At 66.0% G+C, this 24,471-nt stretch carries 24 protein-coding genes and 3 tRNA genes; 12 read left to right on the top strand and 15 right to left on the bottom strand.

Annotation, left to right across the window (positions count from 1 at the left end; all coding sequences use genetic code 11):
* Positions 1-74: 74 nt before the first annotated feature.
* The gene (locus DFLDMN_RS19350; protein WP_423196460.1) at positions 75-1,559 is read left to right on the top strand and encodes a sensor domain-containing diguanylate cyclase; all 1,485 of its coding nucleotides are present in this window, start codon (positions 75-77) and stop codon (positions 1,557-1,559) included.
* A 138-nt stretch (positions 1,560-1,697) separates the two neighbouring features.
* On the opposite strand, the gene lpxO is transcribed toward DFLDMN_RS19350, so the two are convergent.
* Together lpxO and DFLDMN_RS19340 are read right to left on the bottom strand one after the other, a co-directional pair.
* Positions 1,698-2,600 carry a lipid A hydroxylase LpxO gene (gene lpxO / locus DFLDMN_RS19345; protein WP_423196459.1) on the bottom strand — a complete coding sequence of 301 codons (903 nt, stop codon included), beginning with the start codon at positions 2,598-2,600 and terminating at the stop codon, positions 1,698-1,700.
* 139 nt (positions 2,601-2,739) lie between these two features.
* Positions 2,740-3,051 carry a hypothetical protein gene (locus DFLDMN_RS19340; protein WP_423196458.1) on the bottom strand — a complete coding sequence of 104 codons (312 nt, stop codon included), beginning with the start codon at positions 3,049-3,051 and terminating at the stop codon, positions 2,740-2,742.
* 225 nt (positions 3,052-3,276) lie between these two features.
* On the opposite strand from DFLDMN_RS19340, the gene DFLDMN_RS19335 reads away from it, so the two are divergent.
* Entirely contained in the window at positions 3,277-3,576 is a 300-nt protein-coding gene (locus DFLDMN_RS19335) for a hypothetical protein (RefSeq protein ID WP_423196457.1), read from the top strand.
* A gap of 86 nt (positions 3,577-3,662) precedes the next feature.
* Positions 3,663-3,935 carry a hypothetical protein gene (locus tag DFLDMN_RS19330; RefSeq protein WP_423196456.1) on the top strand — a complete coding sequence of 91 codons (273 nt, stop codon included), beginning with the start codon at positions 3,663-3,665 and terminating at the stop codon, positions 3,933-3,935.
* Between the two features lie 234 nt (positions 3,936-4,169).
* Here the strand turns inward: DFLDMN_RS19330 and DFLDMN_RS19325 are convergent.
* The 3 genes from DFLDMN_RS19325 to DFLDMN_RS19315 all read right to left on the bottom strand — a co-directional run bounded on the left by DFLDMN_RS19325 (position 4,170) and on the right by DFLDMN_RS19315 (position 5,003).
* A tRNA-Met gene (locus DFLDMN_RS19325) sits at positions 4,170-4,246 on the bottom strand.
* A gap of 218 nt (positions 4,247-4,464) precedes the next feature.
* A complete protein-coding gene (locus DFLDMN_RS19320; protein WP_423196455.1) occupies positions 4,465-4,734 on the bottom strand; it encodes a hypothetical protein in 270 nt (89 codons plus the stop codon).
* Positions 4,735-4,926: 192 nt separating this feature from the next.
* Positions 4,927-5,003, bottom strand: a tRNA-Arg gene (locus DFLDMN_RS19315).
* Between the two features lie 125 nt (positions 5,004-5,128).
* Between DFLDMN_RS19315 and greB the strand changes: the two genes are divergently transcribed.
* Entirely contained in the window at positions 5,129-5,689 is a 561-nt protein-coding gene (gene greB / locus DFLDMN_RS19310) for a transcription elongation factor GreB (protein ID WP_423196454.1), read from the top strand.
* Between the two features lie 72 nt (positions 5,690-5,761).
* Here greB and DFLDMN_RS19305 read toward each other — a convergent pair whose 3' ends face one another.
* From DFLDMN_RS19305 to DFLDMN_RS19290, 4 genes are all read right to left on the bottom strand, one after another.
* Positions 5,762-8,209 carry a RelA/SpoT family protein gene (locus tag DFLDMN_RS19305; RefSeq protein ID WP_423196453.1) on the bottom strand — a complete coding sequence of 816 codons (2,448 nt, stop codon included), beginning with the start codon at positions 8,207-8,209 and terminating at the stop codon, positions 5,762-5,764.
* A 160-nt stretch (positions 8,210-8,369) separates the two neighbouring features.
* On the bottom strand, positions 8,370-8,573 hold the full coding sequence (rpoZ, locus tag DFLDMN_RS19300) for a DNA-directed RNA polymerase subunit omega (RefSeq protein ID WP_423196452.1): 204 nt from the start codon (positions 8,571-8,573) through the stop codon (positions 8,370-8,372).
* Positions 8,574-8,693: 120 nt separating this feature from the next.
* On the bottom strand, positions 8,694-9,344 hold the full coding sequence (gene gmk / locus DFLDMN_RS19295) for a guanylate kinase (protein WP_423196451.1): 651 nt from the start codon (positions 9,342-9,344) through the stop codon (positions 8,694-8,696).
* Positions 9,345-9,349: 5 nt separating this feature from the next.
* Positions 9,350-10,285, bottom strand: a complete 936-nt coding sequence (locus DFLDMN_RS19290) for a YicC/YloC family endoribonuclease (RefSeq protein ID WP_423196450.1) — start codon at positions 10,283-10,285, stop codon at positions 9,350-9,352.
* A gap of 289 nt (positions 10,286-10,574) precedes the next feature.
* Between DFLDMN_RS19290 and DFLDMN_RS19285 the strand changes: the two genes are divergently transcribed.
* From DFLDMN_RS19285 to hemW, 5 genes are all read left to right on the top strand, one after another.
* On the top strand, positions 10,575-11,648 hold the full coding sequence (locus DFLDMN_RS19285; RefSeq protein WP_423196449.1) for a serine/threonine protein kinase: 1,074 nt from the start codon (positions 10,575-10,577) through the stop codon (positions 11,646-11,648).
* Positions 11,649-11,718: 70 nt separating this feature from the next.
* A complete protein-coding gene (locus DFLDMN_RS19280; RefSeq protein ID WP_423196448.1) occupies positions 11,719-12,633 on the top strand; it encodes a PP2C family protein-serine/threonine phosphatase in 915 nt (304 codons plus the stop codon).
* A 110-nt stretch (positions 12,634-12,743) separates the two neighbouring features.
* The gene (gene rph, locus DFLDMN_RS19275) at positions 12,744-13,460 is read left to right on the top strand and encodes a ribonuclease PH (RefSeq protein ID WP_423196447.1); all 717 of its coding nucleotides are present in this window, start codon (positions 12,744-12,746) and stop codon (positions 13,458-13,460) included.
* A gap of 16 nt (positions 13,461-13,476) precedes the next feature.
* A complete protein-coding gene (gene rdgB / locus DFLDMN_RS19270; RefSeq protein WP_423196446.1) occupies positions 13,477-14,094 on the top strand; it encodes an RdgB/HAM1 family non-canonical purine NTP pyrophosphatase in 618 nt (205 codons plus the stop codon).
* Positions 14,091-15,362 carry a radical SAM family heme chaperone HemW gene (gene hemW, locus DFLDMN_RS19265; protein WP_423196445.1) on the top strand — a complete coding sequence of 424 codons (1,272 nt, stop codon included), beginning with the start codon at positions 14,091-14,093 and terminating at the stop codon, positions 15,360-15,362. The genes rdgB and hemW overlap by 4 nt, the downstream gene beginning before the upstream one ends.
* A gap of 69 nt (positions 15,363-15,431) precedes the next feature.
* On the opposite strand, the gene DFLDMN_RS19260 is transcribed toward hemW, so the two are convergent.
* Entirely contained in the window at positions 15,432-16,022 is a 591-nt protein-coding gene (locus tag DFLDMN_RS19260) for a glycine zipper 2TM domain-containing protein (protein ID WP_423196444.1), read from the bottom strand.
* Positions 16,023-16,204: 182 nt separating this feature from the next.
* Here DFLDMN_RS19260 and DFLDMN_RS19255 point away from each other — a divergent pair.
* Positions 16,205-16,294 (top strand) — tRNA-Ser (locus tag DFLDMN_RS19255).
* A 148-nt stretch (positions 16,295-16,442) separates the two neighbouring features.
* On the opposite strand, the gene DFLDMN_RS19250 is transcribed toward DFLDMN_RS19255, so the two are convergent.
* Entirely contained in the window at positions 16,443-17,474 is a 1,032-nt protein-coding gene (locus DFLDMN_RS19250) for a Bug family tripartite tricarboxylate transporter substrate binding protein (RefSeq protein ID WP_423196443.1), read from the bottom strand.
* A 98-nt stretch (positions 17,475-17,572) separates the two neighbouring features.
* Entirely contained in the window at positions 17,573-18,928 is a 1,356-nt protein-coding gene (gene gudD, locus DFLDMN_RS19245) for a glucarate dehydratase (RefSeq protein WP_423196442.1), read from the bottom strand.
* A 256-nt stretch (positions 18,929-19,184) separates the two neighbouring features.
* Here gudD and DFLDMN_RS19240 point away from each other — a divergent pair, with 256 nt between their 5' ends.
* Both DFLDMN_RS19240 and DFLDMN_RS19235 read left to right on the top strand, forming a co-directional pair.
* Positions 19,185-19,934: a FadR/GntR family transcriptional regulator gene (locus DFLDMN_RS19240; RefSeq protein ID WP_423196441.1), complete on the top strand. Its 750-nt coding sequence runs from the start codon at positions 19,185-19,187 to the stop codon at positions 19,932-19,934.
* Between the two features lie 167 nt (positions 19,935-20,101).
* Positions 20,102-21,679 (top strand): aldehyde dehydrogenase (NADP(+)), encoded by a 1,578-nt coding sequence (locus tag DFLDMN_RS19235; protein ID WP_423196440.1) that lies wholly within the window; start codon positions 20,102-20,104, stop codon positions 21,677-21,679.
* Between the two features lie 39 nt (positions 21,680-21,718).
* Here the strand turns inward: DFLDMN_RS19235 and DFLDMN_RS19230 are convergent, their stop codons facing one another.
* Genes DFLDMN_RS19230 through DFLDMN_RS19220 form a run of 3 tightly spaced genes read right to left on the bottom strand, consistent with a single transcriptional unit; the run spans position 21,719 to position 24,455 of the window.
* The gene (locus tag DFLDMN_RS19230; RefSeq protein ID WP_423196439.1) at positions 21,719-22,861 is read right to left on the bottom strand and encodes a betaine/proline/choline family ABC transporter ATP-binding protein; all 1,143 of its coding nucleotides are present in this window, start codon (positions 22,859-22,861) and stop codon (positions 21,719-21,721) included.
* Positions 22,858-23,511, bottom strand: a complete 654-nt coding sequence (locus DFLDMN_RS19225; protein ID WP_423196438.1) for an ABC transporter permease — start codon at positions 23,509-23,511, stop codon at positions 22,858-22,860. Before DFLDMN_RS19225 ends, DFLDMN_RS19230 begins: the two co-directional genes overlap by 4 nt.
* Positions 23,512-23,519: 8 nt before the next feature.
* Positions 23,520-24,455 carry a glycine betaine ABC transporter substrate-binding protein gene (locus DFLDMN_RS19220; RefSeq protein ID WP_423196437.1) on the bottom strand — a complete coding sequence of 312 codons (936 nt, stop codon included), beginning with the start codon at positions 24,453-24,455 and terminating at the stop codon, positions 23,520-23,522.
* Positions 24,456-24,471 lie beyond the last annotated feature (16 nt).

Genomic DNA, 24,471 nt, shown 5'->3' with positions numbered 1-24,471 from the left:
CAAGACGGGCGCGCTCGCCTATCCTTGTGCGCTGATGACATCACCGCTGCAGGCGGGAATCCCGGAGAACACCTTTGCACAGCGAACGCGCTGCCTCGCGGCTCGACGACGACTACGAGACCCTATTCCAGCTCGCGCCCGTATCCCTCTGGCTCGAAGACTTCAGCGCCGTACGCCGGGCCTTCGACCAGTTGCGCGCCGATGGCGTGGCCGACCTGCGCGCCTACCTGCGCGCGCATCCCCATGAAGTGGCGCGCTGCTCGTCGCTGATCCGGGTGATCGCAGTCAATCGCCGCACGCTCGACCTGTTCCGCGCGGCCGACCTGGCCGACCTGGTGGCCAATCTGGACGCCGTGTTCCGCGACGACATGTTCGACCAGCACGTCGAGGAACTCGGCCAGTTGTGGGATGGCGGCATGCATTTCTCGAGCCAGACCGTCAACTACACGCTCGACGGCGAACGGCTCGATATCCGCCTCGATGCCAGCGTCATGCCCGGGCACGAAACCGACTGGTCGCGCGTGCTGCTGTCGATCGAGGACATTACCGCACGCGTGCGCACCGAGCGCGACCTGCGGCGCAGCCAGCAATATGCGCAGGGTCTGTTCGAGCATTCGCCGGTGTCGCTGTGGGTGGAGGACTTCAGCGCGGTCAAGATGCTGCTCGACGAAGTGCGCGCCGCCGGTATCACCGACTTCCGCACCTTCCTCAACGTGCATCCGGACTTCGTCACACGCTGCATGCAGGAAATCCGCGTGCTCGACGTCAACCAGCAGACGCTGTCGATGTTCGGCGCGCCCAGCAAGGACGTGCTGCTGTCCCGGCTGGGCGACGTGTTCCGCGACGACATGCGCATCCACTTTGCCGAGCAGCTGGTGGACCTCTGGCACGAAAAGCTGTGGCAGCAGCGCGAGGTCATCAACTACGCGCTCGATGGCCGTTCCGTCGACGTCTATATGCAGTGGTCGGTCTTCCCCGGGCGCGAAGCCGACTGGGACCAGGTGCTGGTGTCGCTGACCGATATCACCGCGCGCAAGAAGGCCGAGGCCTACGTGGAATTTCTCGGCAAGCACGACGTGCTGACCAAGCTGTTCAACCGCGCCTACTACGAGGACGAACTCGCGCGCCTGGGCCGCAAGGGCCCGTGGCCGGTCAGCGTCATCGCGGTGGACCTGAATGGCCTCAAGCTCGTCAACGACCAGTTCGGCCACAGCGACGGCGACGCGTTGCTGCGCCGGACCGGCGAGGTGCTCAAGAAAGCCGTGGGCGAGCAGGCCTGCGTCGCCCGTACCGGCGGCGATGAATTCATGGTGCTGCTGCCGGCGTGCGACGAACGGGGCGCGGCAACAGTGGTCGAGCAGATCCAACAGGTGGTGGAACTGAACAACCAGTTCTATCCGGGCGTGCGACTGTCATTCTCGATCGGCGTCGCCACGTGCTCGCAGGGCGAGCGCCTGACCGATACCTGCAAGATCGCCGATGGCCGCATGTACGAGGCCAAGCGCGCCCACTACGAGGCGCTGGGCAACGAGCGCAGGCAGGTGGGAACGGCAGACTAGCGGCTGGCGGCGGGGCTGGCAACCGGCTGGGTACGCAGAGGGGTGCGGCGAGGGGGTGCGGCGAAGGGTACGGAAAGGTGCGCTGCCTCTCCCGCCATCCGGGAGAGGCGCCGTGCCGGACCTGCAGGCGCGGCCGCGCTACAGGAAGACGATCAGTGCCACGCCGCCCAGGATCAGGCCGAACTTGGTCACGTAGTAGAGGTTCTTGTTCCAGGCCTTGAAGCGCCGGCGATACTGCCCGCCGAGCCAGACAAAACGGAACAGCTTGTTGATCATGCCGGTCTGGTCGGCTTCATCGTTGGGCGAGCTCGCGGCCGTCATGACCTTGCGGCCCATCCAGTGATTGAAGGCTGCTGCCCAGCGATAGCGCATCGGGCGCTCGATATCGCAGAACAGGATCAGGCGGTCGGTCTCGCTGCGGTTCTCGGCCCAGTGCAGGTAGGTTTCGTCGAACACCACGCCCTGCCCGTCGCGCCAGCTATGGCGCTCGCCATCGACCTCGATGAAGCAGCGGTCGTCGTTGGGCGTGGACAGACCCAGGTGGTACCGCAGCGAACCGGCGAACGGGTCGCGGTGCGGATTCAGCTTGCCGCCGGGCGGCAACTCGGCAAACATCGCCGCCTTGATGGTCGGCAGCTCGCGCAGCAGCGCCACGGTCTTCGGGCACAGGGTCTCGGCCGAGGGGTGCTGGGCTTCATACCATTTGAGGTAGAAACGCTTCCAGCCGTACTTGAAGAACGAGTTGAAGCCGGCGTCGTCGTTCTTGTCGGCGGCCTTGATCTTGCGCATGGCGATCAGCGCGAGGCCCTCGTCGCGAATCTGCGGCCAGGCGGCACGCAGCTTCTCCAGGTCGGGAAAGCGCTCGACCGGGATATACGGGGTGCGCGGCACGCCCGAGAACATGTACATGAAGCAATTGACCGGCGCGACCAGGGCCGAGTGATCCAGCAATTGGCGCATGAAGGGCAGCCTTACCTTGCCGCGGAAATGCACATACAGGATGGCACCGGCATAGGCCGCGACGATTATCCACTTGATCACCCGAAAATCCTCCAGTCAGGCGCCGCGCTCGCGCCCGCAGGGGGCCGTCGCAACGAAAGCCGGTATTTTAGCGAAACGGCGGCCGAATCGCATCGAGTGAACGATGCGTCGCTTGCGTTGGATCAAGCGGCGCGCGGATTCAGGGCTGATCGCGCGATTGCCGTGCGATCCGGTCGATCAGCGCCCGCGCATCCTCGGGCGCGCCCTGCAATGTCAGGAGCCGCGCGTTGAGCACGATATTCTCCAGCACCAGCTTGGCCGTGGAGGCCCACAGCGTGGCCAGCAGCGCATCCTTGGACATGCCCGAAGCCTCCAGCTCGGTCGAGCGCGCGGCAATCAGCCGGCACGCGAGCTCGCGCAGACGCACATCGTCGAACGGCAGGTTCGCGTAATCGATCGGATCCTCCTTCTCGACTTCCACCATCAGTTGCAGCAGCATTTCCTCGGTCATGGGCAAGCTCCTGTGGTCAAGGCATCGGCAACGCGGGCACCGCAATCGTACGATGTGAATTGAACGTAATCCTGTCCCCCGACCTTGTCAATTCGCTTGCGAACAGCGCGGCGTGTGACGTAAGGACGGCCGCGAAAAAAATCAGACGGCGACTTACAAATCCGTCACAACTTCTTGTGTAAGCTTTGGTCTCAATCTCGCATCGACACAGGAAGAGTCAACTTCATGACCAAGCGTTTTCTTGCTGCCATGCGTCAATACGTGTGGTTCAGAGGGGTGAAGCATCATGTGGTCCAGGGCGTCGAGGCGCTGGCCGATCTGCTGAAATCTCCGTCGGTCGCGGCACGTGCCGTGGCCGCGATCGTCGCCGAAACCGAACACGGCGTGCAGGTATGGGTGTCCTACTTCGGCAAGCCGATGGATCCGCATACCAACTATGTTCTCTGGCCGGCCCGCGCCATGAAACCCGCGCGACGACGCGTTGCCACGGTGCCGGTGCAACATCTGCCGCCACCGCGGCACTGAGCGCTCGTGCGCTGGCGTGCTGGCGCGCCCATTGCCCATTGGCACGCCCTGGCGTTGACGGGTCCCACCTGCACAAGGAGAGCGACATGTCCGAACCGAAGCATGACGAAGCGTGGGTCAACGCCTGTCTCGAGCGCATCTCCGCCCTCTCGGTGAGCGCCTTCGATGGTGCCGACGTGACCACCGAACTCGCGCAGGTCATGCGCGAATGCACAAGCCAAGGCAAGGACGCCGGTACGCTGCAGGTACTCGGCATGCGTCTGCGCGAACGCGCCGAGGCTGCCGAGCGCGAAGGACAAGCGCAGGTGCGCGACACCTTTGCGCGAGCGGCATCGCTGGTGCAAACGCCGCAAACCTGAGACAGGATGGCGGCACTGCATGCCAGTCGGCACGGGCGTTACCGGTGCGGTATCAGCAAGTGGCGGGAAATTTCGGGGAGTTTCGGGAAAGCGGGACCGGACGGTCCTGCTAAAGATATGGCTGCCAGCGGATGTTACTGCTAGCGACTTGTTTCGCTAGTCTTGTCTTGCTGGTCTTGTTTCGCTAGTCGCTAATCACTAGTCTTGCCAGCGACCGGACTTGCTAGAGATGTTTGGTTGCGGGGGCAGGATTTGAACCTGCGACCTTCGGGTTATGAGCCCGACGAGCTGCCAGACTGCTCCACCCCGCGTCTGAAGGAGATGGATTATGGCTGATCCACGACCATAAGGCAACCGTTATTTGCACGGCATCGGTGAAAGACCTCGCTCGCGCGATCGACCGCCATGCCGGCCAATACATCACGACGTGATATAAGCAGCCACACGCAGGCAGCCACACGCGCAGCGAGATATGTCGCCGCGACCGGCGCAACGACATCCTCGTGGGTCGACAGGCGGGCAAAGCCTGCTAGGCGAGCAGCTTGTCGATCTGCGCGTACGCGGCGCTGAAGGCGGCCACCTCCGCGGCATGACGCGTGGCGAATACATGATTGCCGCTCAGCAGGACTTCAGTGTCGCCCGCGTCGCTGGGATCGCTGCCCTCTTCCGCAATGCGCACCTCGTAGCTCCACACCTGCGTGTCGTCCATGCTGCCCGCGACGCTCTCGCGATGGGGTGACACCAGGACGTAGGCGTCCTTGCCGCGATACTGCTCCACTCTCCAGTCTGCCTGACTCATGAAGGGCTCCCGTGCGTTGGTCACACCGGTTTGAGCGCGCCAGGCGCAGGGGCGTTCCTGATGGAGGAAAGAAACGGAAAAAGAAAAAGAAAGGGAAAGAGGAAAGAGGAAAGAGGGGGGGGAAGAAGGGAAGACGGGGAAGGACCAAAAGAAAAAGGGCTTCCGTCTCCGGAAGCCCTTCGTCTTTATAGGTGGCGCGGCTGGCAGGATTCGAACCCACGACCCCTTGGTTCGTAGCCAAGTACTCTATCCAACTGAGCTACAGCCGCACGCGAGAAAAGAGATTATATAGAAGTTTTCGTTTTTGTGAAGCCCCCTCCCCGCATTTTTTTGTTCGGCGGGGCTGCCGGGGCGCAACTTCCTATAATGGCAGCCTCAGGATGTGATTCGCACCATGAACAAGGCATTTGTCAAAGAGTCCTCCGGCGACGACGACGAGGACCTCCCCGAAGGCGCCGCGCCGCTGCCCGCGGGCACCAAGAACTACATCACCGCCACCGGCTACGACCGGCTGCGCAACGAACTGATGCACCTGATCGACGTGGAACGTCCCGAGGTGGTGCAGGTGGTATCGTGGGCAGCATCCAATGGCGACCGTTCCGAGAACGGTGACTACCTCTACGGCAAGAAGCGCTTGCGCGAAATCGACCGGCGCATCCGCTTTCTCACGCGCCGGCTCGACAAGGCCGAGGTGGTGGACCCCTCGCTGCAGGGCGACAACGACCAGATCTTCTTTGGCGCCACCGTCACCTATGCCAACCAGACTGGCGAGGAGACCACCATCACCATCGTCGGCATGGACGAGGTCGACCTCGACAACAATCACGTGAGCTGGATCTCGCCGATCGCCAAGGCGCTGATCAAGGCGCGCGAAGGCGATACCGTGGCGCTGCGCACCCCGGCGGGGCTCGAACAGATCGATATCCTCGAAGTCCGCTACCCGGCGCGCGGGTAGGCATGGACAAGCGCGCGTCAGGCCAGTCCGTGCGCGTCGGTCCAAGTCAGCAAGACCAGAGGCGGGCAGCGCTCACCCGTCGTTGCGGTCGCGGAAAATCCGGATCACGTCCGGGTTGCGGCGCAGCGCGCGCATGACATTGGCCAGGTGCAGGCGATTCTGTACCTGGATCACGAACTGCATGTAGGTGGCCTCCTGGTGGCCGCCCTGCTGCTGTTCCATCGACACGTGCGCGACGTTGGCATCGGCCGAGGTCAGATCCGCGGCAACGCGGGCCACGATGCCCTTGACGTTGCGCACCATCACCTTGATCGACGCGTCGAACGGGCGGGTGGTCTTCCTGGCCCACATCACCTCGATCCAGTGCTCGGGATCCTTGCTGTGCAGGCGCTTGGCCACCTTGCAGTCCTGCACGTGGATCTGCAGCCCTTCGCCCTTGCCGAGATAACCGACGATCGAATCGCCTGGAATCGGGCGGCAGCAGGCCGAGAAGATGATCGACATGCCTTCGTCGCCGGTGACCGCCACCGCCGGAGCCTCGTCGCCGGCAAAGGTCTGCACCGCCGCCAGCAGCGCGCTGTCGACATCGCCGGACAGCTCCTGCAGCAGGATCTCCATGCGACGTGCCACCACGGCGGGCACGCGCCGGCCCAGCGCGAGGTCGGCAAAGATGTCCTCGCGCTGCTTGTTGCCGGTCCACTGGATCATGCGTTCCCACACGGCCTGCGGCACCGCCTTGAGTTCGATGCCGAGCTGGCGCGTGGCCTGCTCCAGCAGCCGCTCGCCGAGCTGGATGGCCTCGTCGAGCTTGGTGGTCTTCAGGTAGTGGCGAATCGCCGCGCGCGCCTTGCCGGTGCGCACGAAGGCGAGCCAGGCCGGATTCGGCTTGGAGTACGGCGCGGTGACCACCTCGACGATATCGCCGCTCTTGAGCTCGGTGCGCAGCGGCAGCAGCTCGTTGTTGATCTTGACCGCCACGCACTGGTTGCCCAGGTCGCTGTGCACCGCATACGCGAAGTCCAGCGCGGTGGCACCGCGCGGCAGCGCGCGGATATGCCCCTTGGGCGTGAACACGTAGACCGCGTCGGGGAACAGGTCGATCTTGACGTGTTCCAGGAACTCCTGCGAATCGCCGGTCTGGCTCTGGATATCGAGCAGCGACTGCAGCCACTGATGCGCCTGCTGCTGGATATCGTTGGCATGATCGGCCTGGTGCTTGTACATCCAGTGCGCGGCCACGCCCGCCTCGGCAATCTGGTGCATGCCGCGCGTGCGGATCTGGAACTCCACGGGCGTGCCGAACGGCCCTACCAGCGTCGTATGCAGCGACTGGTAACCGTTGATCTTGGGAATCGCGATGTAGTCCTTGAACTTGCCGGGCATCGGCTTGTACAGGCTGTGCAGCGCACCCATCGCCATGTAGCAATGCATCTGCGTTTCCACCACCACGCGGAAGCCGTACACGTCGAGCACCTGCGAGAACGACAGCTGCTTGTCGTGCATCTTGCGATAGATGCTGTACAGCGTCTTCTCGCGTCCGGACAGTTCGGCGACGATGCCAGCATCGGCCAGCGCATGCTGCGCGGCCTCCAGAATGCGCTTGACCACCTCGCGGCGGTTGCCGCGCGCGGCCTTGACCGCCTTCTCGAGTGTGGCGTAGCGGAATGGCGAGCCGACCTTGAACGATAGTTCCTGCAGCTCGCGGTAGATCGTATTGAGACCGAGACGGTGCGCGATGGGCGCGTAGATCTCCATGGTCTCGAGCGCGATCCGGCGCCGCTTCTCGGGCGGCACGAAATCGAGCGTGCGCATGTTGTGCGTGCGATCGGCCAGCTTGACCAGAATCACGCGCACGTCGCGCGCCATCGCCAGCAGCATCTTGCGGAAGCTCTCCGCCTGCGCCTGCTCGCGGCTCTGGAATTCGAGCTTGTCCAGCTTGGTCAGGCCATCGACCAGTTCCGCGACCTTGGGGCTGAACTTCTCCGCCAGTTCGCTCTTGGTAATGCCCTGGTCCTCGATCACATCGTGCAGCAGCGCCGCCATGATCGACTGCACATCGAGCTTCCATTCCGCGCACAACTCGGCCACCGCCACCGGGTGCGTGATGTACGGCTCACCACTCTGGCGGTACTGGCCGAGATGGGCTTCGTCGGAAAACTGGAAGGCCTCGCGCACGATGGCCTGGTCCGCCGGCTTGAGGTAAGCCAGCTTTTCCATCAGCCGCGTGATCGAGATGACCTGCTGGCGCGGCGGTACCGCCGGCTGCGAGGTCGGACCGAAGAAGTGCCGGTACGACTGCGCCAGCACCGCATCGATAAAGAGGTTGCCGCCCAGCTCGCCGCCGGGCGGCGCGGACAGGGTCCCGACCTCGGGTGCGGCCGCTACCCCGGCGACACCGGCGGTCACGCGCGTCTTGCCGAGCCCCTTGCCCTGCGAGAGCGGCGGTACGGCCGCGCGCTCGCCGACAACATCGTTGCCGAGCGGATCGGGAAGATTGGGAGCGCCGGTACGTGCGGTCACGGATGGCGGGCCGGGATTACCCTGCCTGCGCCCCGGCGGACCGGAGGAACCGGGCGGAGCGGGTGGCAGGGTAGGCATGATGGCGGCCTCTGGAATCCGGCGGAATGCACGAAATGTGTACGCACGCGAAGCAGGGATATGCCAGGGGCCGCCCGGGGGATCAGGTCGGAACCTTCTTGAGCATCTCGATGCCGACCTGGCCCGATGCGATCTCGCGCAGCGCCACCACGGTGGGCTTGTCCTTCGCGTCGACCTTGGGCGTGTGACCTTGCACGAGCTGGCGTGCACGGTACGTCGCGGCCAGCGCGAGCTCGAATCGATTCGGGATGTGTTTCAGACAATCTTCGACGGTAATACGCGCCATATCAAATCCACCTTGGGATAAAACCTGTTCGACAGGCCGCCATTTTACAGCAGGCGGCCGGAACCGTTCCGGCCGCCCTCCGATGCGCGCCACGCGGACGCCGCGCGCGCTGGCTCAAGTCTAGTGAATGCCGAGCTCGATGAAGAGCTCCGTGTGGCGTGCCTTCTGCGACGAAAAGCGCAGACGGGTGGCACGCACGACGTTGCGGAGCTGCTCCAGCGCGTCGTCGAAAACCTCGTTGATGATGACGTAGTCGGCCTCGCTGGCATGGGCCATTTCGCTGCCCGCCGCGAGCAGCCGGCGCACGATCACATTGGGCTCGTCCTGGCCGCGCTTCTTGAGCCGTTCTTCCAGCGCCGTCAGCGACGGCGGCAGGATAAAGATCTCCACCGCGTTGGAAAAACGCTGGTGCACCTGCTGCGCGCCCTGCCAGTCGATCTCGAGCAGCACGTCGTTGCCCTGCGCCATCTGCTCCTCGATCCAGATGCGCGAGGTCGCATAGTAGTTGCCATGGACTTCCGCCCATTCGAGGAACTCGCCGCGGTCGCGTGCCGCACGGAAGCTGTCGATGGTCGTGAAGTGATACTGGCGTCCGTTCTCCTCGCCCGGACGCGGCGCGCGCGTGGTGTGGGAGATGGACAGGCGGATGGCCGGGTCCTGCGCCAGCAGCGCATTGACCAGCGTGGACTTGCCGGCGCCGGACGGCGCCACCACCATGAAAAGGTTACCGGGATAGGCGGTGTCGATGGCGGTATGGGTCGAATCGCTCATGATCGTTATTCGAGGTTCTGAATCTGTTCGCGCATCTGCTCGATCAGCAGCTTGAGCTCCATCGAGGCATCGGACAGCTCCTTGGCGGCGGCCTTGGAGCCGAGCGTGTTGGCCTCGCGGTTGAGTTCCTGCATCATGAAGTCCAGGCGCTTGCCGACCTGGCCACCCTTCTTGAGGATATGCCGGGTTTCGTTGAGGTGGGCCTGCAGCCGCGAAAGTTCCTCGGCGATATCGATGCGGATGCCGTACACCGTGGCTTCCTGACGAATCCGTTCCGCGATCTCGTCGCGGCTCATCGACGGCATGCCGGCCGGCGCGGCCAGGTTGAAGGCTTCCTGCAGGCGCTCGGTGAGTTTTTCCTGGTGATGCGCGATCAGCTGCGGGATGGTCGGCGTGAGACGCTCGACGATCGCCAGCATGGCATCCACGCGCTCCTCGAGCGTGGCCTTGAGCGCGGCGCCCTCGCGGCGGCGCGCTTCCAGCAACTGGTCAAGCGCGTCGCGGGCGGCGCCCATCACGGCCTCGCGCAGGGCCTCGGCGGAGAGCTCGGGCTCCACCAGCACGCCGGGCCAGCGCAGGATCTCGCCCATGCGCAGCGAGCCCGCGCCGCTGAAGGTGGCGGCCACGGTGGTTTCGAGCGCGCGGATCTGGTCGAGCAGGCCCTGGTTCAGCGCCAGCGTGGCGCCGCCGGCATCGGTGCGCTGCAGGTTGATGCGGCACTCGAGCTTGCCGCGGGAGAGCTCGCCCATCAGCATCTCGCGCAGCGCCGGCTCGAACGCGCGGCACTCTTCGGGCGCGCGGAACAACAGGTCGAGGAAACGCGAATTGACGGTGCGGAATTCCACGGAAACCGACGCGGTCCGGCCACTGGGCTCGCCTTGGGCGTTCGTCAGCGGCGCCTGCCGGATCGCCGTGCCAAAACCTGTCATGCTGTGGATCATTGGTTTATCTCGCGAAAGGGTCGAAGCAGACTTCGAATGATGAGAAAGGTGAGGAATGGTGAAACTGCCGGCGGCCCCGGCCGCCGGCGAAAATCGATGAAATAGCCATGCGCAACCGCATGCAAAACCGGAGAAAGACCGCGGAAAGACCGCAGAAAGACCGCTCCGGGCCGGCGGGCGGGCGGGTTGCAAACCGGGCGCAGATAATCGGCAACACCCCGCTACGCTTTCCTTTACAAGTGACCGATTAGCCCGGACAATCCGTGAGCAAATCAGGTCCCGAATCCTTATGACAGAGTCCAAGGGCGCTAACCAACCCAAGAGTGCGCCGCTGCCGATCGGCACGCTGCTTGCCAACTATCGCATTGTAAAGAAGTTGGCCAGCGGGGGGTTCAGTTTCGTCTACCTCGCTACCGACGAAACCGGTGCGCCCGTGGCCATCAAGGAATATCTTCCGTCGTCCCTGGCGCGTCGCAGCCCGGGCGAACTGATTCCCGTGGTGCCCGAGGAAAATGCCGCTTCGTTCCGGCTGGGCCTGAAATATTTCTTCGAGGAAGGCCGCTCGCTGGCGCGCATTTCCCATCCGAGCGTAGTGCGCGTGGTCAATTTCTTCCGCGAGAACGCCACGGTCTACATGGTCATGAACTACGAGCTGGGCAAGACGCTGCAGGAGCATATCCTGCAGGCCCGGCAGCAGGGCCGCGCCAAGGTCCTGCGCGAGCGCTTCATCCGCAAGGTGTTCCACGACCTGATGAGCGGACTGCGCGAAGTGCATATCCACAAGCTGCTGCACCTCGACATCAAGCCCGGCAACATCTACCTGCGCGAGGACGAGTCGCCGATCCTGCTCGACTTTGGCGCGGCCCGCCAGATCCTGACCATGGAAGCCGCCCGCTTCCAGCCGATGTACACGCCCGGCTTTGCCGCGCCCGAACTGTACGGCAAGCATTCCGAGCTGGGACCCTGGACCGATATCTACAGCCTGGGCGCCACGCTCTATGCGTGCATGGCGGGCATGCCGCCGCAGGAAGCCAACCAGCGCGAGAAGGACGACCGCATGGGCGAGGCCATGACGCGGCTGCGCAGCACGTACACCAACGGCCTGGTCGACCTGGTCGAATGGTGCCTGCGGCTGACGCCGTCGGAGCGTCCGCAGAGCGTGTTCCGCCTGCAGAAGGAACTGCGCGACCAGTCCAATGCCCTTGGCGAGCAGTCGGCGGCGGCGCTGGCGGCCGCGCCTGCCGCGCCCGTGACCGAGCGCCCGGGCGCCACCAGCCGCTTCATGACATTGCTGCGCCGCCGCGACGACAGCCCCGCGCGCGATACCGCGCGTGCGGCGCAGGCCGAGCCGGGCGCCGATTGAATCACGAGGAGGCACCGGCGTCCGCCAGCGCGCGGGCCGTGCATCCCAGACCCGATACCGAACAGCCAACATGCGATTCTCCGTCTACCAGGAAAGCCGAAAAGGCGGCCGCCGCATCAACCAGGACCGGATGGGCTATTGCTTTACGCGCGACGCCCTGCTGATGGTGCTGGCCGACGGCCTCGGCGGCCATGCCCTTGGCGAAGTGGCCGCCCAGCAGGCGCTGCAAACCCTGGCGCGCCAGTTCCAGGCGCAGGCCCGTCCGGCCATCCGCAACCCGGCGGACTTCCTGCAGGACACCATCATGCTGGCCCACCGCGAGATCCACCGGTACGCGGAGGCCAATCGCCTGGCCGATATCCCGCGCACCACGGTGGTCTGCTGCCTGATCCAGCAGGGCCAGATCCACTGGGCGCATGCCGGCGACTCGCGCCTGTACCTCGTGCGCAAGGGCGGCCTGCTGACCCGCACGCGCGACCACTCCAAGATCGAGAACCTGCTGCAGCAGGAACGCGTGCTGCCGATGGACGTGGCCAACCATCCCGAGCGCAACAAGCTCTACAACTGCCTGGGCTCTCCCAACCTGCCGCTGATCGATATCGGCGGTCCGGTACGGCTGGAACCGGGCGATGTGGCCATGCTGTGTTCCGACGGCCTGTGGGGCAGCCTGGAAGAAAAGGTGATCGTCGACAAGGTGACCAACCTGTCGGTGGTGCATGCCATTCCGGACCTGATCGAACAGGCGCTGCTCAACGCGGGCGAAGGTGCCGACAACACCACCGCCATCGCCATGATGTGGGAGCTCGATGCCACCACCCCGAGCGAGGAAGCGGTGCTGACCGATACGCTGCCGCTCAACGCGTTCACGACCTCGATCCTGGAGCGGACCGGCAACGAGAACGATCTGTTGTCCGAGGAAGAAATCGAACGCTCGATCGCCGAGATTCGCGCCGCGATCGACAAGACCAGCAATTTCATGCGCTGAGTCATGGGCCGGGGCGGGCCTTGCGCCCGACCCGGCAGAGTCTGACCCCGGCGCGCACGCCGCGCCGGCGGTAGAATCGCGGTCTTACCCGATTCGACGAAAGACTCCCCATGCGACCGAGCGGCCGCGCAGCCGATGCGCTGCGACCTGTCACCCTCACCCGACATTACACGCGTCACGCGGAAGGTGCCGTGCTATGTGCCTTTGGCGATACCAAGGTGCTTTGCACGGCCAGCGTGCTGGCCAAGGTGCCGCCGCACAAGAAGGGCTCCGGCGAGGGCTGGGTGACCGCGGAATACGGCATGCTGCCGCGCGCCACGCATACGCGCTCGGACCGCGAAGCCGCGCGCGGCAAGCAGACCGGCCGCACGCAGGAGATCCAGCGCCTGATCGGCCGGGCCATGCGCTCGGTCTTCGATCTCGCCGCGCTCGGCGAATATACGATCCATCTCGATTGCGACGTGCTGCAGGCCGATGGCGGCACGCGCACGGCAGCCATTACCGGCGCCTTCGTGGCCGCGCACGATGCCGTCGGCACGATGCTCGCCGCGGGCCAGATCGCGGCCAGCCCGATCCGCGACTTCGTGGCCGCGGTATCGGTGGGCATGGTCGATGGCGTGCCGGTACTCGACCTCGACTACGCCGAGGACAGCAACTGCGATACCGACATGAACGTGGTGATGACCGGCAGCGGCGGCTTTGTCGAGGTGCAGGGCACGGCGGAAGGCGTGCCGTTCCATCGCGCCGAGCTCGATGCGATGACGCGCCTGGCGGAAGCCGGCATCGCCGAACTGATTCGCCACCAGCGCCAGGCGCTGGGGCTCTGACAGCGCGAGGCACATCATGCAGCGTCTGGTCCTGGCATCGAACAACCCCGGCAAGCTGCGCGAATTCGGCGCCCTGCTCGCGCCCTTCGGCTTCGACGTGATTCCGCAGGGGGAACTCGGCATTCCCGAAGCCGAGGAACCGCACGCGACATTTGTCGAGAACGCCCTGGCCAAGGCGCGGCACGCGAGCCGCCTCGCGGGCATGCCCGCGCTCGCGGACGACTCCGGCATCTGCGTGGACGCGCTCGATGGCGCGCCGGGTGTCTATTCGGCGCGCTATGCGCAATGCGTGGGCAAGCCGAAGTCCGATGCCGCCAACAACGCGCACCTGATCTCGCAGCTTGCGGGCAAGCTCAACCGGCGCGCGCAGTACTACTGCGTGCTGGTACTGGTACGCCATGCCGACGACCCGCGCCCGATCATCGCGGAAGGCACGTGGGCCGGCGAAGTGGTGGACGCCCCGCGCGGCAATGGCGGCTTTGGCTACGACCCCCACTTCCTGCTGCCCGCGCTCGGCAAGACCGCGGCGGAACTGAGCGCGGAAGACAAGAACCGCGTCAGCCATCGCGCCCTGGCGCTGCAGGCGCTGGTGGCACGCCTGCAGTCGCACGGCTTGCGGATCGGGGGCGCATGATTCCGATCGTTCCCGCCGGCAGCGGCACGCCAGACGGTACCCGCTCCCCTGCCGACGCGCCAGCCCTGGCACCCGCCGCAGGCCAGCAGCTGTGGCTCAAACCCGGCCAGATCGCGCTGCCGGGCTCGCCGCCGCTCTCGTTGTACGTGCATGTGCCATGGTGCGTGCGCAAGTGCCCGTATTGCGACTTCAATTCGCATGCTGCGCCCGACGGCGGACACGAGATTCCCGAAGCGCGGTATCTCGACGCGTTGCGCGCCGACCTGGAACAGTCGCTGCCGCTCGTATGGGGTCGGCCCGTGCACACGGTCTTTATCGGCGGCGGCACGCCAAGCCTGCTGTCCGCGGCGGGCATGGACCGCCTGCTCTCCGATATCCGCGCGCTGCTGCCGCTCGATGCCGATGCCGAGATCACGATGGAAGCCAACCCCGGCACGTTCGAGGCCGAGCGTTTTGCCAGCTATCGCGCGAGCGGCATCAACCGTCTCTCGATCGGCATCCAGAGCTTCGACGACCGGCACCTGCAGGCGCTGGGCCGGATTCATGGCGAACGCGAGGCACGCGCCGCAATCGATATCGCGCTGCGGCACTTCGACAACGTCAACCTCGACCTGATGTATGCCCTGCCCGGCCAGACCGTCGAGGAATGCGTGCACGACCTCGAGGCCGCGCTGGCCTATGGCACGACGCATCTGTCGCTCTACCACCTGACGCTCGAGCCCAACACGCTGTTCGCGAAGTTTCCGCCGGCATTGCCGGACGAGGACAGTGCCTACGAGATGCAGGACATCATCGAGGCGCGCACCGCGCAGGCCGGCTATCGACACTACGAGACATCGGCGTATGCGCGGCCCCATCGCGAGGCCCGCCATAACCTGAACTACTGGCGGTTTGGCGACTACCTGGGCATCGGTGCGGGCGCACACGGCAAGCTCTCGTTTCCGCATCGCGTGCTACGACAGATGCGGCACAAGCATCCGGCCACCTATATGGAAACCGCGCTGGCCGGCGATGCCGTGCAGGAAGCGCGCGAGGTGACGGCCGACGAGTTGCCCTTCGAATTCATGCTCAACGCGCTGCGGCTCACCGATGGCGTGCCGGCGGCGAGCTTTCACGACTACACGGGATTGCCGCTGCATACCATCAGCAAGACGCTGGCGGCGGCGGAGAAGAAGGGATTGCTGGAGGCGGACCTGACGGTGATCCGTCCTACCGAACTGGGGCGCCGGTTCCTCAACGACCTCCAGGAGATGTTCCTGAAGGACTGAAACCGGCGCTACACAGGACCGGGGACCGCGCAGAGCCAACCCTGCGCGTGGCCACCGATCCGGATTGCCTCAATACGGCATGGCCATATCGTTGGCGACGCGTGCGCGGTCGCCAACGCGCAGCGCGCCGATATCACGCTGCGTCACGGTCGCCATGCGGCCATCATCGAGGCGCACGTTCACGCGATACACCGTGCTCGTATTGTTGCCGGTGCGCTTCTCGACCTGGTTGCCGGCCACGGCGCCGAGCACCGCGCCACCGACGGTTGCCGCGGTCCGGCCACGGCCGCCGCCGATCTGGTTGCCGAGCAGGCCGCCGGCCGCACCGCCGATCACGGTACCGAGAATGCCGGAGCTTTCCTGCGTGGTGGTCACCGGCTCGATCGATTCCACGCGGCCCGTAAAGACCGACCCCGCCGGCGCCTGGTAGGTGGTGGGGGCCTGCTGGCCATAGCCAGGTTGCCCATAACCCGGTTGTCCGTAGCCCGGTTGCTGATATCCGGGCGGCGGCGGCGGGTTGTATCCGGCGTTGTTATAGCCCGTGTTTCCGTAGCCGTTGTTGTAGCCCGGCTGGGCGCAACCGGCGAGCGTTGCGGCTATCATCACGGCGCCGGTCGCGAGCCACGTGCGATGGCGAAAATGGGGGCGAAGCTGGTTCATGCGATCCTCCTCTGACACCTGTTTGAAAATTCAGGCGCGGGCCATTGCACACCGCGCCATGCCGGTATGAGCCGGCTATCGCCCGCAAGGTTCCGCGGTGTCCGACAAACACCGACACCGCGCCCGCCATGCATCACTCTCTGCCGGAGCGCGCATGCTTGTATAATGCGCGCTCTTCCTGCGGAAGCGTGGCCGAGTGGTTTAAGGCAGCAGTCTTGAAAACTGCCGATGGGGTGACCCATCCGTGAGTTCGAATCTCACCGCTTCCGCCAGTCTTTCCGCCCGTCTTCCCGCCAGTCTTCCCGCCAGTCTTCCTGTCTGCCAACAAAAAACCCCGCACCAGGCGGGGCAAAGCACTTCACACACGGAGTCACCGCAGACCATCGGTCCGGGCGCGCTGCGCGGCGCCCGTTGCCGCCATCATTCGGCGGTAATCTTGCCGGTCTCGATCACGCTCTTCCAGCGCGCCAGTTCCTGGTTCTCGAACTGCACGAACTGTTCAGGCGTATTGGCGACGATCTCGAAGCCCTGCTCGCTGAGTTTCTTCTGCATGCCCGGCTCCTTGAGCGCGGACACCAGCGCGTCGTGCAGGCGCGTCTTGACATCGGCCGGCAGCCCCTTGGGCGCGGCCACGGCCTGCCACGAATAGACCTCGACGTCCTTGACGCCGCCTTCGCTCATGGTCGGCACGTTCGGCAGCACCGCCGAGCGCTTGTCCGACGTTACCGCAAGCGCCTTGAGCTTGCCCGAGCGGATGTGCTGCAGCACCGCGTTGACGTTCTGGAACGACACGTCGACCTGGCCTGCCAGCAGATCCTGGATGGCCGGCGCGCCGCCCTTGTATGGCACGTGCAGGCCCTCGGTGCCGCTCTTCTGCCAGAACAGCGCGGCGGTCAGGTGGTCAGACGAACCCGCGCCCGAGCTCGCGAAGCTGACCTTGCCCGGATTCTTCTTCATGTAGGCGACCAGTTCCTGCAGATTCTTCGCCGGGAAATTCGGGTTGGCCACCAGCACGTTGGGTGCGCGCACGGCCACGGTCAGCAGGTCGAAATCCTTGGCCGGATCGTAGGCAAGGTTCTTCTGCAGGAACGGGTTGACCGCGTACACGCCGATCGATGCCACCAGGATGGTGTAGCCGTCGGCGGGGGCACGCTTGACGAAGGTCGCACCGATCGCGCCGGTGGCGCCCGGGCGGTTGTCCACCACGAACGGCTGGCCAAGCTTGTCGTTGAGCGGCTGGGCCAGGTAGCGCGCGATGGTGTCGGTGGACCCACCGGCCGGGAACGGCACCACCACGGTTACCGCCTTCTGCGGCCACGCGTTGCCCGCGGCAAGCGCCGCGCTGCTGACAGTCAGGCCGGCGGCCAGTGCGAGCGCCACGCCGGCGGCACGGCGCAGCAGCGAGGAAAATCGGAAGGCACGCGGTTGTGCCGACACGAGGGGGTAGGACATGGTTGTCTCCTGCTTTGTCAATTCTTGTGTGCACTGCAAACCGACGTCATGACGTCGAGGCCATCGCCCCGACGCCATCGCGCCGGCGACCCGAGGCGTTACCTGACCATGCAGGGCGCCTTGTTGTTGAATTTCCAGTTGGGAATCAGGAACTGCATGGCGATGGCGTCGTCGCGCGCGCCGAGGCCTTTCTGCCGGTACAGCTCGTGCGCCCGCGCCAGCGCGTCCATATCCAGTTCGATGCCAAGGCCGGGAGCCTTCGGCACCTGCACCAGTCCGCCTTCGATTGTGAGCGGCGCGCGCGTCAGGCGCTGGCCATCCTGCCAGATCCAGTGCGTGTCGATGGCGGTCACGCGGCCCGGCGCCGCGGCGGCCACGTGCGTGAACATCGCCAGCGAGATATCGAAGTGGTTGTTCGAATGCGAACCCCACGTCAGCCCCCACTCCGCGCACATCTGCGCCACGCGCACCGACCCCTGCATGGTCCAGAAGTGCGGATCGGCCAGCGGAATGTCCACCGAGTGCAGCCGCACCGCGTGGCCCATCTGGCGCCAGTCGGTGGCGATCATGTTGGTCGCGGTCGGCAGGCCCGTGGCGGTGCGGAACTCGGCCATGATCTCGCGGCCCGAATAGCCGTCCTCGGCACCGCACGGGTCCTCGGCGTAGGCCAGGATGCCATGCTTGTCGCGGCACAGGCGGATGGCGTCGGCAAGCAGCCAGCCGCCGTTTGGATCGAGCGTGACGCGCGCCTGGGGAAAGCGCTCGTGCAGCGCGACGATCGCTTCCATCTCCTCGTCGCCACGCAGCACGCCGCCCTTGAGCTTGAAGTCGTTGAAGCCATAGCGCTCGTAGGCGGCCTCGGCCAGACGCACGATCGCCTCGGGCGTCATCGCTTCTTCATTGCGCAGGCGGAACCAGGCGTTGTCGGCCTCGGGCTCGGTGCGGTAGTCAAGCGTGGTGCGGCGACGGTCGCCGATATAGAACAGGTAGCCGAGCATCTCCACCGCGTCGCGCTGCTGGCCTTCGCCGAGCAACGCCGCCACGGGCACCTGCAGGTGCTTGCCGAGCAGGTCGAGCAGCGCGGCCTCGAGCGCCGTCACCGCATGGATGGTGATGCGCAGGTCGAACGTCTGCAGGCCGCGGCCGCCGGCATCGCGGCTGGCAAAGGCGGCGCGCACCTTGTTCTGGATCGCCTGGTACTGGCCGATGGGCTGGCCCACCACGAGCGGACGCGCGTCCTCGAGCGTCTTGCGGATGCCTTCGCCGCCGGGCACTTCGCCGACGCCGACGTTGCCCGCGCTGTCCTTGAGAATGACGACGTTACGCGTGAAATACGGACCATGGGCGCCCGACAGGTTCATCAGCATGCTGTCGTGGCCGGCGACCGGTACCACGGTCAATTCGGTCACCACGGGCGTGCCGGGCGTGGCGGGGGAAGGATGGGCGTTGCTCATGAATATGTCTCCGATGCCGGGTAAGTGCCGCCGGGATCGCGCCTCCGTTCCAAAGTGCCACGAAAATGCGCCCTGCTGTTATCGATCTGCAACGGGCCGCGCAAGGCCTTGCCACATGCCGCTGCCCGCGAGCAAGATCGGCGTAGTATATGCTGTGCGTTATCGGTCGTCGTATAACCTACGACGCAGTATAATGACGGCATCTTCCAGCGGTCAAGACCCGAGACAACCCCTAGATTTCCCCGCCCTACTGCCCATGTCCAACGCCTCGATCACTTCGCCCGCTCCCTTGCGCCGCCGCGGCCGTACGCTTGCCGAGGAAGTGGTCAGCAGCCTCTCGGAAAACATCCAGCAAGGCCAGCTCAAGCCTGGCGACAAGCTCCCGACCGAATCCGAAATCATGGCCTCGCTCGGCGTGAGCCGGACGGTCGTGCGCGAGGCGCTGTCGCGCCTGCAGGCGAGCGGCATGGTGGAGACGCGCCACGGCATTGGCACCTTTGTGCTGGCACGGCCGCCGGAGACGCAGTCGCCGTTCCGCATCGACCGCTCCGCGATGGGCACAGCCATGGACGTGCTGGCGATGCTCGAATTCCGCGTCAGCCTGGAGGCCGAAGCCGCCAGCCTGGCCGCCTCGCGCCGCAGCGACGAACAGCTGGGCGCCATGCGTCGCGCGCTTGACGAACTCAAGCGCAACGCCGCCGCCGGCAACGATGCCGTGGGCTCCGACTTCGAATTCCACCTGGCCATCGCGCGCGCCACCGGCAACCGCTATTTCACCGACATCATGGGTCACCTCGGCACCATGGTGATTCCGCGCAGCCGGCTCCAGGTCAACACGCCGGAGCGGGAGCAGTACCTCGAACGCGTCAATTTCGAGCACGAAAGCATCTACGATGCCATCGAGCGGCACGATCCCGAGGCCGCCAAGGCCGCCATGCGCATGCACCTGACCAACAGCCGCGAGCGCCTGCGCAAGGCCTCGGCGATGGCCGGCACGGCCCTCTGATGCGCCCGGTCCGCACGGTTGCGGGCCGGCCCGGCATGTCATATGATGTCTTATGACGACGGCTTTCCCTTGCATTTTCATCGTGTGCCGCCGCACCATCCGCCCGCATCCGGGCTGACCGCGCGCAGGCACTTCCCCGATTCTCCCTCCCAGCAGGAAATCCCATCATGACGATTACCGGCGAAATGCTGATCGGCGCCAGCGCCGTGCGTGGCACCGAAGACACTTTCCAGGCCATCAACCCGGCCACGGGCGAAGCGCTGCAGCCGACCTTCCATGGCGGCGGTGCCGCGGATGTCGAGCGCGCCTGCGCGCTGGCCGAGGCCGCGTTCGATCCCTATCGCGCCACCTCCCCCACGCAGCGTGCCAGCTTTCTGGAGCGCATTGCCGACAATATCGAAGCCCTCGGCGACGAACTGATCGAGCGCGCCCATGCCGAAACCGCCCTGCCGCTGCCGCGCCTGCAAGGCGAGCGCGGTCGTACCACGGGCCAACTGCGCCTGTTCGCGCGCGTGCTGCGCGATGGCCGCTGGCAAAGCGCCACGCTCGACAGCGCGCTGCCCGAGCGCACGCCGCCGCGCCCCGACCTGCGCATGCAAAAAATCGCGGTGGGCCCGGTGGCCGTGTTCGGGGCCAGCAACTTCCCGCTCGCGTTCTCGGTGGCCGGCGGTGACACGGCATCGGCGCTGGCGGCCGGTTGCCCGGTGGTGGTGAAGGCCCACCCTGCGCATCCGGGTACGTCGGAACTGGTGGGCCGCGCGATCCAGAAGGCCGTGGCCGATGCGGGTCTGCCGGAGGGCGTGTTCTCGCTTGTCACCGGTGCCGGCATCGCGATCGGGACCGCGCTGGTGGCCCATCCGGTGATTCAGGCCGTGGGGTTTACCGGCTCGCGTACCGGCGGCCTGGCGCTGATGCAGGTGGCCAGCAATCGCCCGCAACCGATTCCGGTCTATGCGGAAATGAGCAGCATCAACCCGGTCTTCCTGCTGCCCGAAGCGCTCGCCGCGCGCGGTGAGACCATCGCCCGCGAACTGGTGGACTCGCTGGTGCTGGGCGTGGGCCAGTTCTGCACGAACCCCGGCCTGCTGCTGGCGATCGAAGGGCCCGCGCTGGGCAAGTTCCGCGCCGCCGCGGTGGGCGCCGTCACCGGCAAGCCGGCCGCGACCATGCTCACGCCGGGCATCCACAGCGCGTTCGAAAAGGGCGTGACCAAGCTCGCGGAAATCGAGGGCCTGACGCGCGCCGCATGCGGCCTGGCCGCCACCGGCCCCAACCAGGCCCGTCCGGCGTTCTTCGAGACCACCGCGCAACAGTTCATCGCCGACGCGCGCATGCACGCGGAAGTGTTCGGCCCCTCGACGGTGCTGGTGACCTGCCGCACGGCGGACGACCTGATTGCGGTGGCGCGTGCCGTGGAAGGCCAGCTGACCGTCACGGTCCAGGCCGATGCCGGCGACCATGCGCTGGCCGCGCGCCTGCTGCCGACGCTCGAACGCAAGGCCGGCCGCGTGCTGTTCAACGGCTATCCGACCGGCGTGGAAGTGTGCTTCGCCATGGTCCACGGCGGCCCCTTCCCGGCCACGTCCGACACGCGCACGACGTCGGTGGGCACCACCGCGATGGATCGCTTCCTGCGTCCGGTCTGCTATCAGAACCTGCCGGCCGGCCTGCTGCCGGAAGCGCTCAAGGATGGCAACCCGCTCGGCCTGTGGCGCCTGAAGGACGGCGAGCTCGGCCACGCCTGAGCGCAGCACCCGGCCGCGCGCGGGGGCGGCCGGCGGCGCTCAGGCGGCCAGCGCCGCCTGCAGCGTGCCGCGCGACTTGCCTGAACTCAGGTACCCCGCGATCGATTCCTGCGTCACCTCGCCGAGGTACGCGCCTTGCGCGTCGATCACCGGCAGCCAGCTCGTGTTGTGCTGGTACATGCGCGACAGCACGATGCGCAGATGCTCGTCGAACGTGGCCGTGGCCGGAAACGGCCGCAGCACGTCGGCGCAGGTGCCATTGGCCGCGCGCGCATCGCGGCGCGTGACGTAGCCGAGCGCGCAACCCGCGTCGTCGATCACCGGCAGGTGCCGCACATCGGCGTCGTCCATCACGCCCAGCGCGGTGACCAGCGGCATCGCGGGCGTGGCGCCCGGCGGCATGGTGGCGGCATCGCCGGCCCGCACCAGCAGCAGGCGCTTGAGCGTATTGTCGTGGCCGACAAAGGCCTGCACGAAGTCGTCGGCAGGATGCGCGAGCAGCGCGTCGGGATGGTCGAACTGCACCAGCTCTCCGCGCCGGAACACGGCCACCTTGTCACCCAGCTTGATGGCTTCGTCGATATCGTGCGAGACCATGATCACGGTCTTGCCGAGCTGGCGCTGCATCTGGAAGAACTCGTTCTGGATGCTTTCGCGGTTGATCGGATCCACCGCGCCGAACGGCTCGTCCATCAGCAGCACCGGCGCATCGGCCGCCAGTGCGCGGATCACGCCGATACGCTGCTGCTGGCCGCCGGAGAGTTCGCGCGGATAGCGCTTGAGCAGGCGATCCGGATCGAGCTGCACCATCGCCATCAGCTCGCGTGCGCGCTCGCGGCTGCGGCGCTTGTCCCAGCCCAGCAGTCGCGGCACCACCATGATGTTTTCCTCGATCGTCATGTTCGGAAACAGGCCGATCTGCTGGATCACATAGCCGATCTTGCGCCGCAGGGCCACGCCATCGATGCCCGCGGTATCTTCGCCCTCGATGCGCACGGTGCCCGAGGTCGGCTCGATCAGCCGGTTGATCATCTTGAGCGTGGTGGTCTTGCCGCAGCCCGACGGGCCCAGGAACACGCAGATCTCGCCGCGCGGCACCGTCAGCGAGACGGCATTGACGGCGGTCGAGGCCGTACCGTCCTTCTGTACGAAGGTTTTCGTCAGTTGGTCGAGTTCGATCATGATTGTCGGATTCCTTTCGGGGTGAGGGCACGCTGCAGGGCCTGCAGACCGGCATCGGCGGCGATCGCCAGCAGGCTGACGAGCGCCGCGCCGATGGCGAGCTTGCTCATGTTGCTCTGGCTGATCGCCTGCAGGATCAGCACACCGAGGCCGCCTGCCCCGATCAGCGCGGCGATGGTGGTCACGCCGATATTCATGACCACGGCGGTACGCACGCCGCCAAGAATGACCGGCACCGCGAGCGGCAGGTCGACCAGGCGCAGGCGCTGCCACGGCGTCATGCCGATGCCGCGCCCGGCCTCCTGGATGCCAGGGTCGACATTGGCCAGCGCCGTGTACGTATTGCGCATGATCGGCAGCAGCGAATAGAGAAACACCGCGGTCACGGCCGGGAGATAACCCAGCGCATGCCCGAAGCGCGCGAAGATCGGGATCATCAGGCCGAACAGCGCGATGGACGGCAGCGTCAGCACGATGGTCGCCAGCGTGAGCAGCGGCGTGGCCAGCCAGCGGTGGCGCGTCATCACGATGCCGAGCGGCACGCCGGTCACGATGGCCAGGCCGACCGCGGCGCCGACCAGTGCCAGATGCTCGGCGGTCAGCCGCAGCAAGGTGGGCCAGCTATGTTGCAGATACGAGATCAGGTCCATGGTCGTCCTCAGATCAGGCCGTGGCCGCGCAGGAATTCCGCGGCCACCTTGTCCACCGGCTGCTGCTCGATATCGACCTGATAGTTCATGGTCGTCATGGCCTCGTTGTCGAGCGTGGCGGCCAGGGCATCGAGCAGTTCCGCCAGTTGCGGATGCGCGTCGAGCACCGCCTTGCGCACCACCGGCACCGCGTTGTACGGCGCAAAGAAGTGCAGGTCGTCTTCGAGCAGCTCGAGGTCGAAGCCCTTGACGCGGCCATCGGTGGTGTAGACCAGCCCGAGCTCGACCTGGTCGTTCCTGAGCGCGGTGTAGACCAGGCCAGGGTCGAGTTGAATCACGTCGCGGCGCGTGAACGGCAGGTCGTAGGCGGCCTTGAGCGGTTCCAGTCCATCGGGCCGCGCGGCAAATTCCATGTCGACGGCGAGTGGATGGCGTTCGTCGGGCGTTGCGCGCATGCGCGCCGCCAGCGCCGACAGGGTCGTCACGCCGGCGGCCTCGGCCCGCGCGCGCGGCATGGCCAGCGCATAGGTGTTGTTGATGCGCGAGGGCGCCAGCCAGACCAGGCCCTTGTCCGCGTCGAGCGCCTTCACGCGCGCGTAGCTCTCGGGCCCGTCGAGCTTTTCCTGGACCTGGTTGAACACGATCAGCGCGGTGCCGGTGTAATCCCACACCACGTCGAGCTGGCCCGACTCCAGCGCCTGGCGCATCAGCGTGCTGCCAAGGCCCGCGGTGAGCTCGGTGCCGAAGCCCTTGGCGCGCAGGTACTGCGAGGTCATCGACGACAGGATCAGTTGCTCGGTGAAGTTCTTGCCGCCCACCTTGAGCGTCGGGCCGGGCTGCTGGGCGCGTGCCGGCGCCGTGCTCAGCAGGATGCCCGCGACAATGGCGCCGACGATGGCGAAGATCCAGAATGCGCGGCGCTCCGCGCGTGGTTTCCAATCCATGAAAGTCTTCCCCTTC

The organism is Cupriavidus sp. H19C3 (genome assembly GCF_049393815.1).
Lineage (GTDB): Bacteria > Pseudomonadota > Gammaproteobacteria > Burkholderiales > Burkholderiaceae > Cupriavidus.
This window is presented reverse-complemented; position numbering and strand designations above follow the sequence as displayed.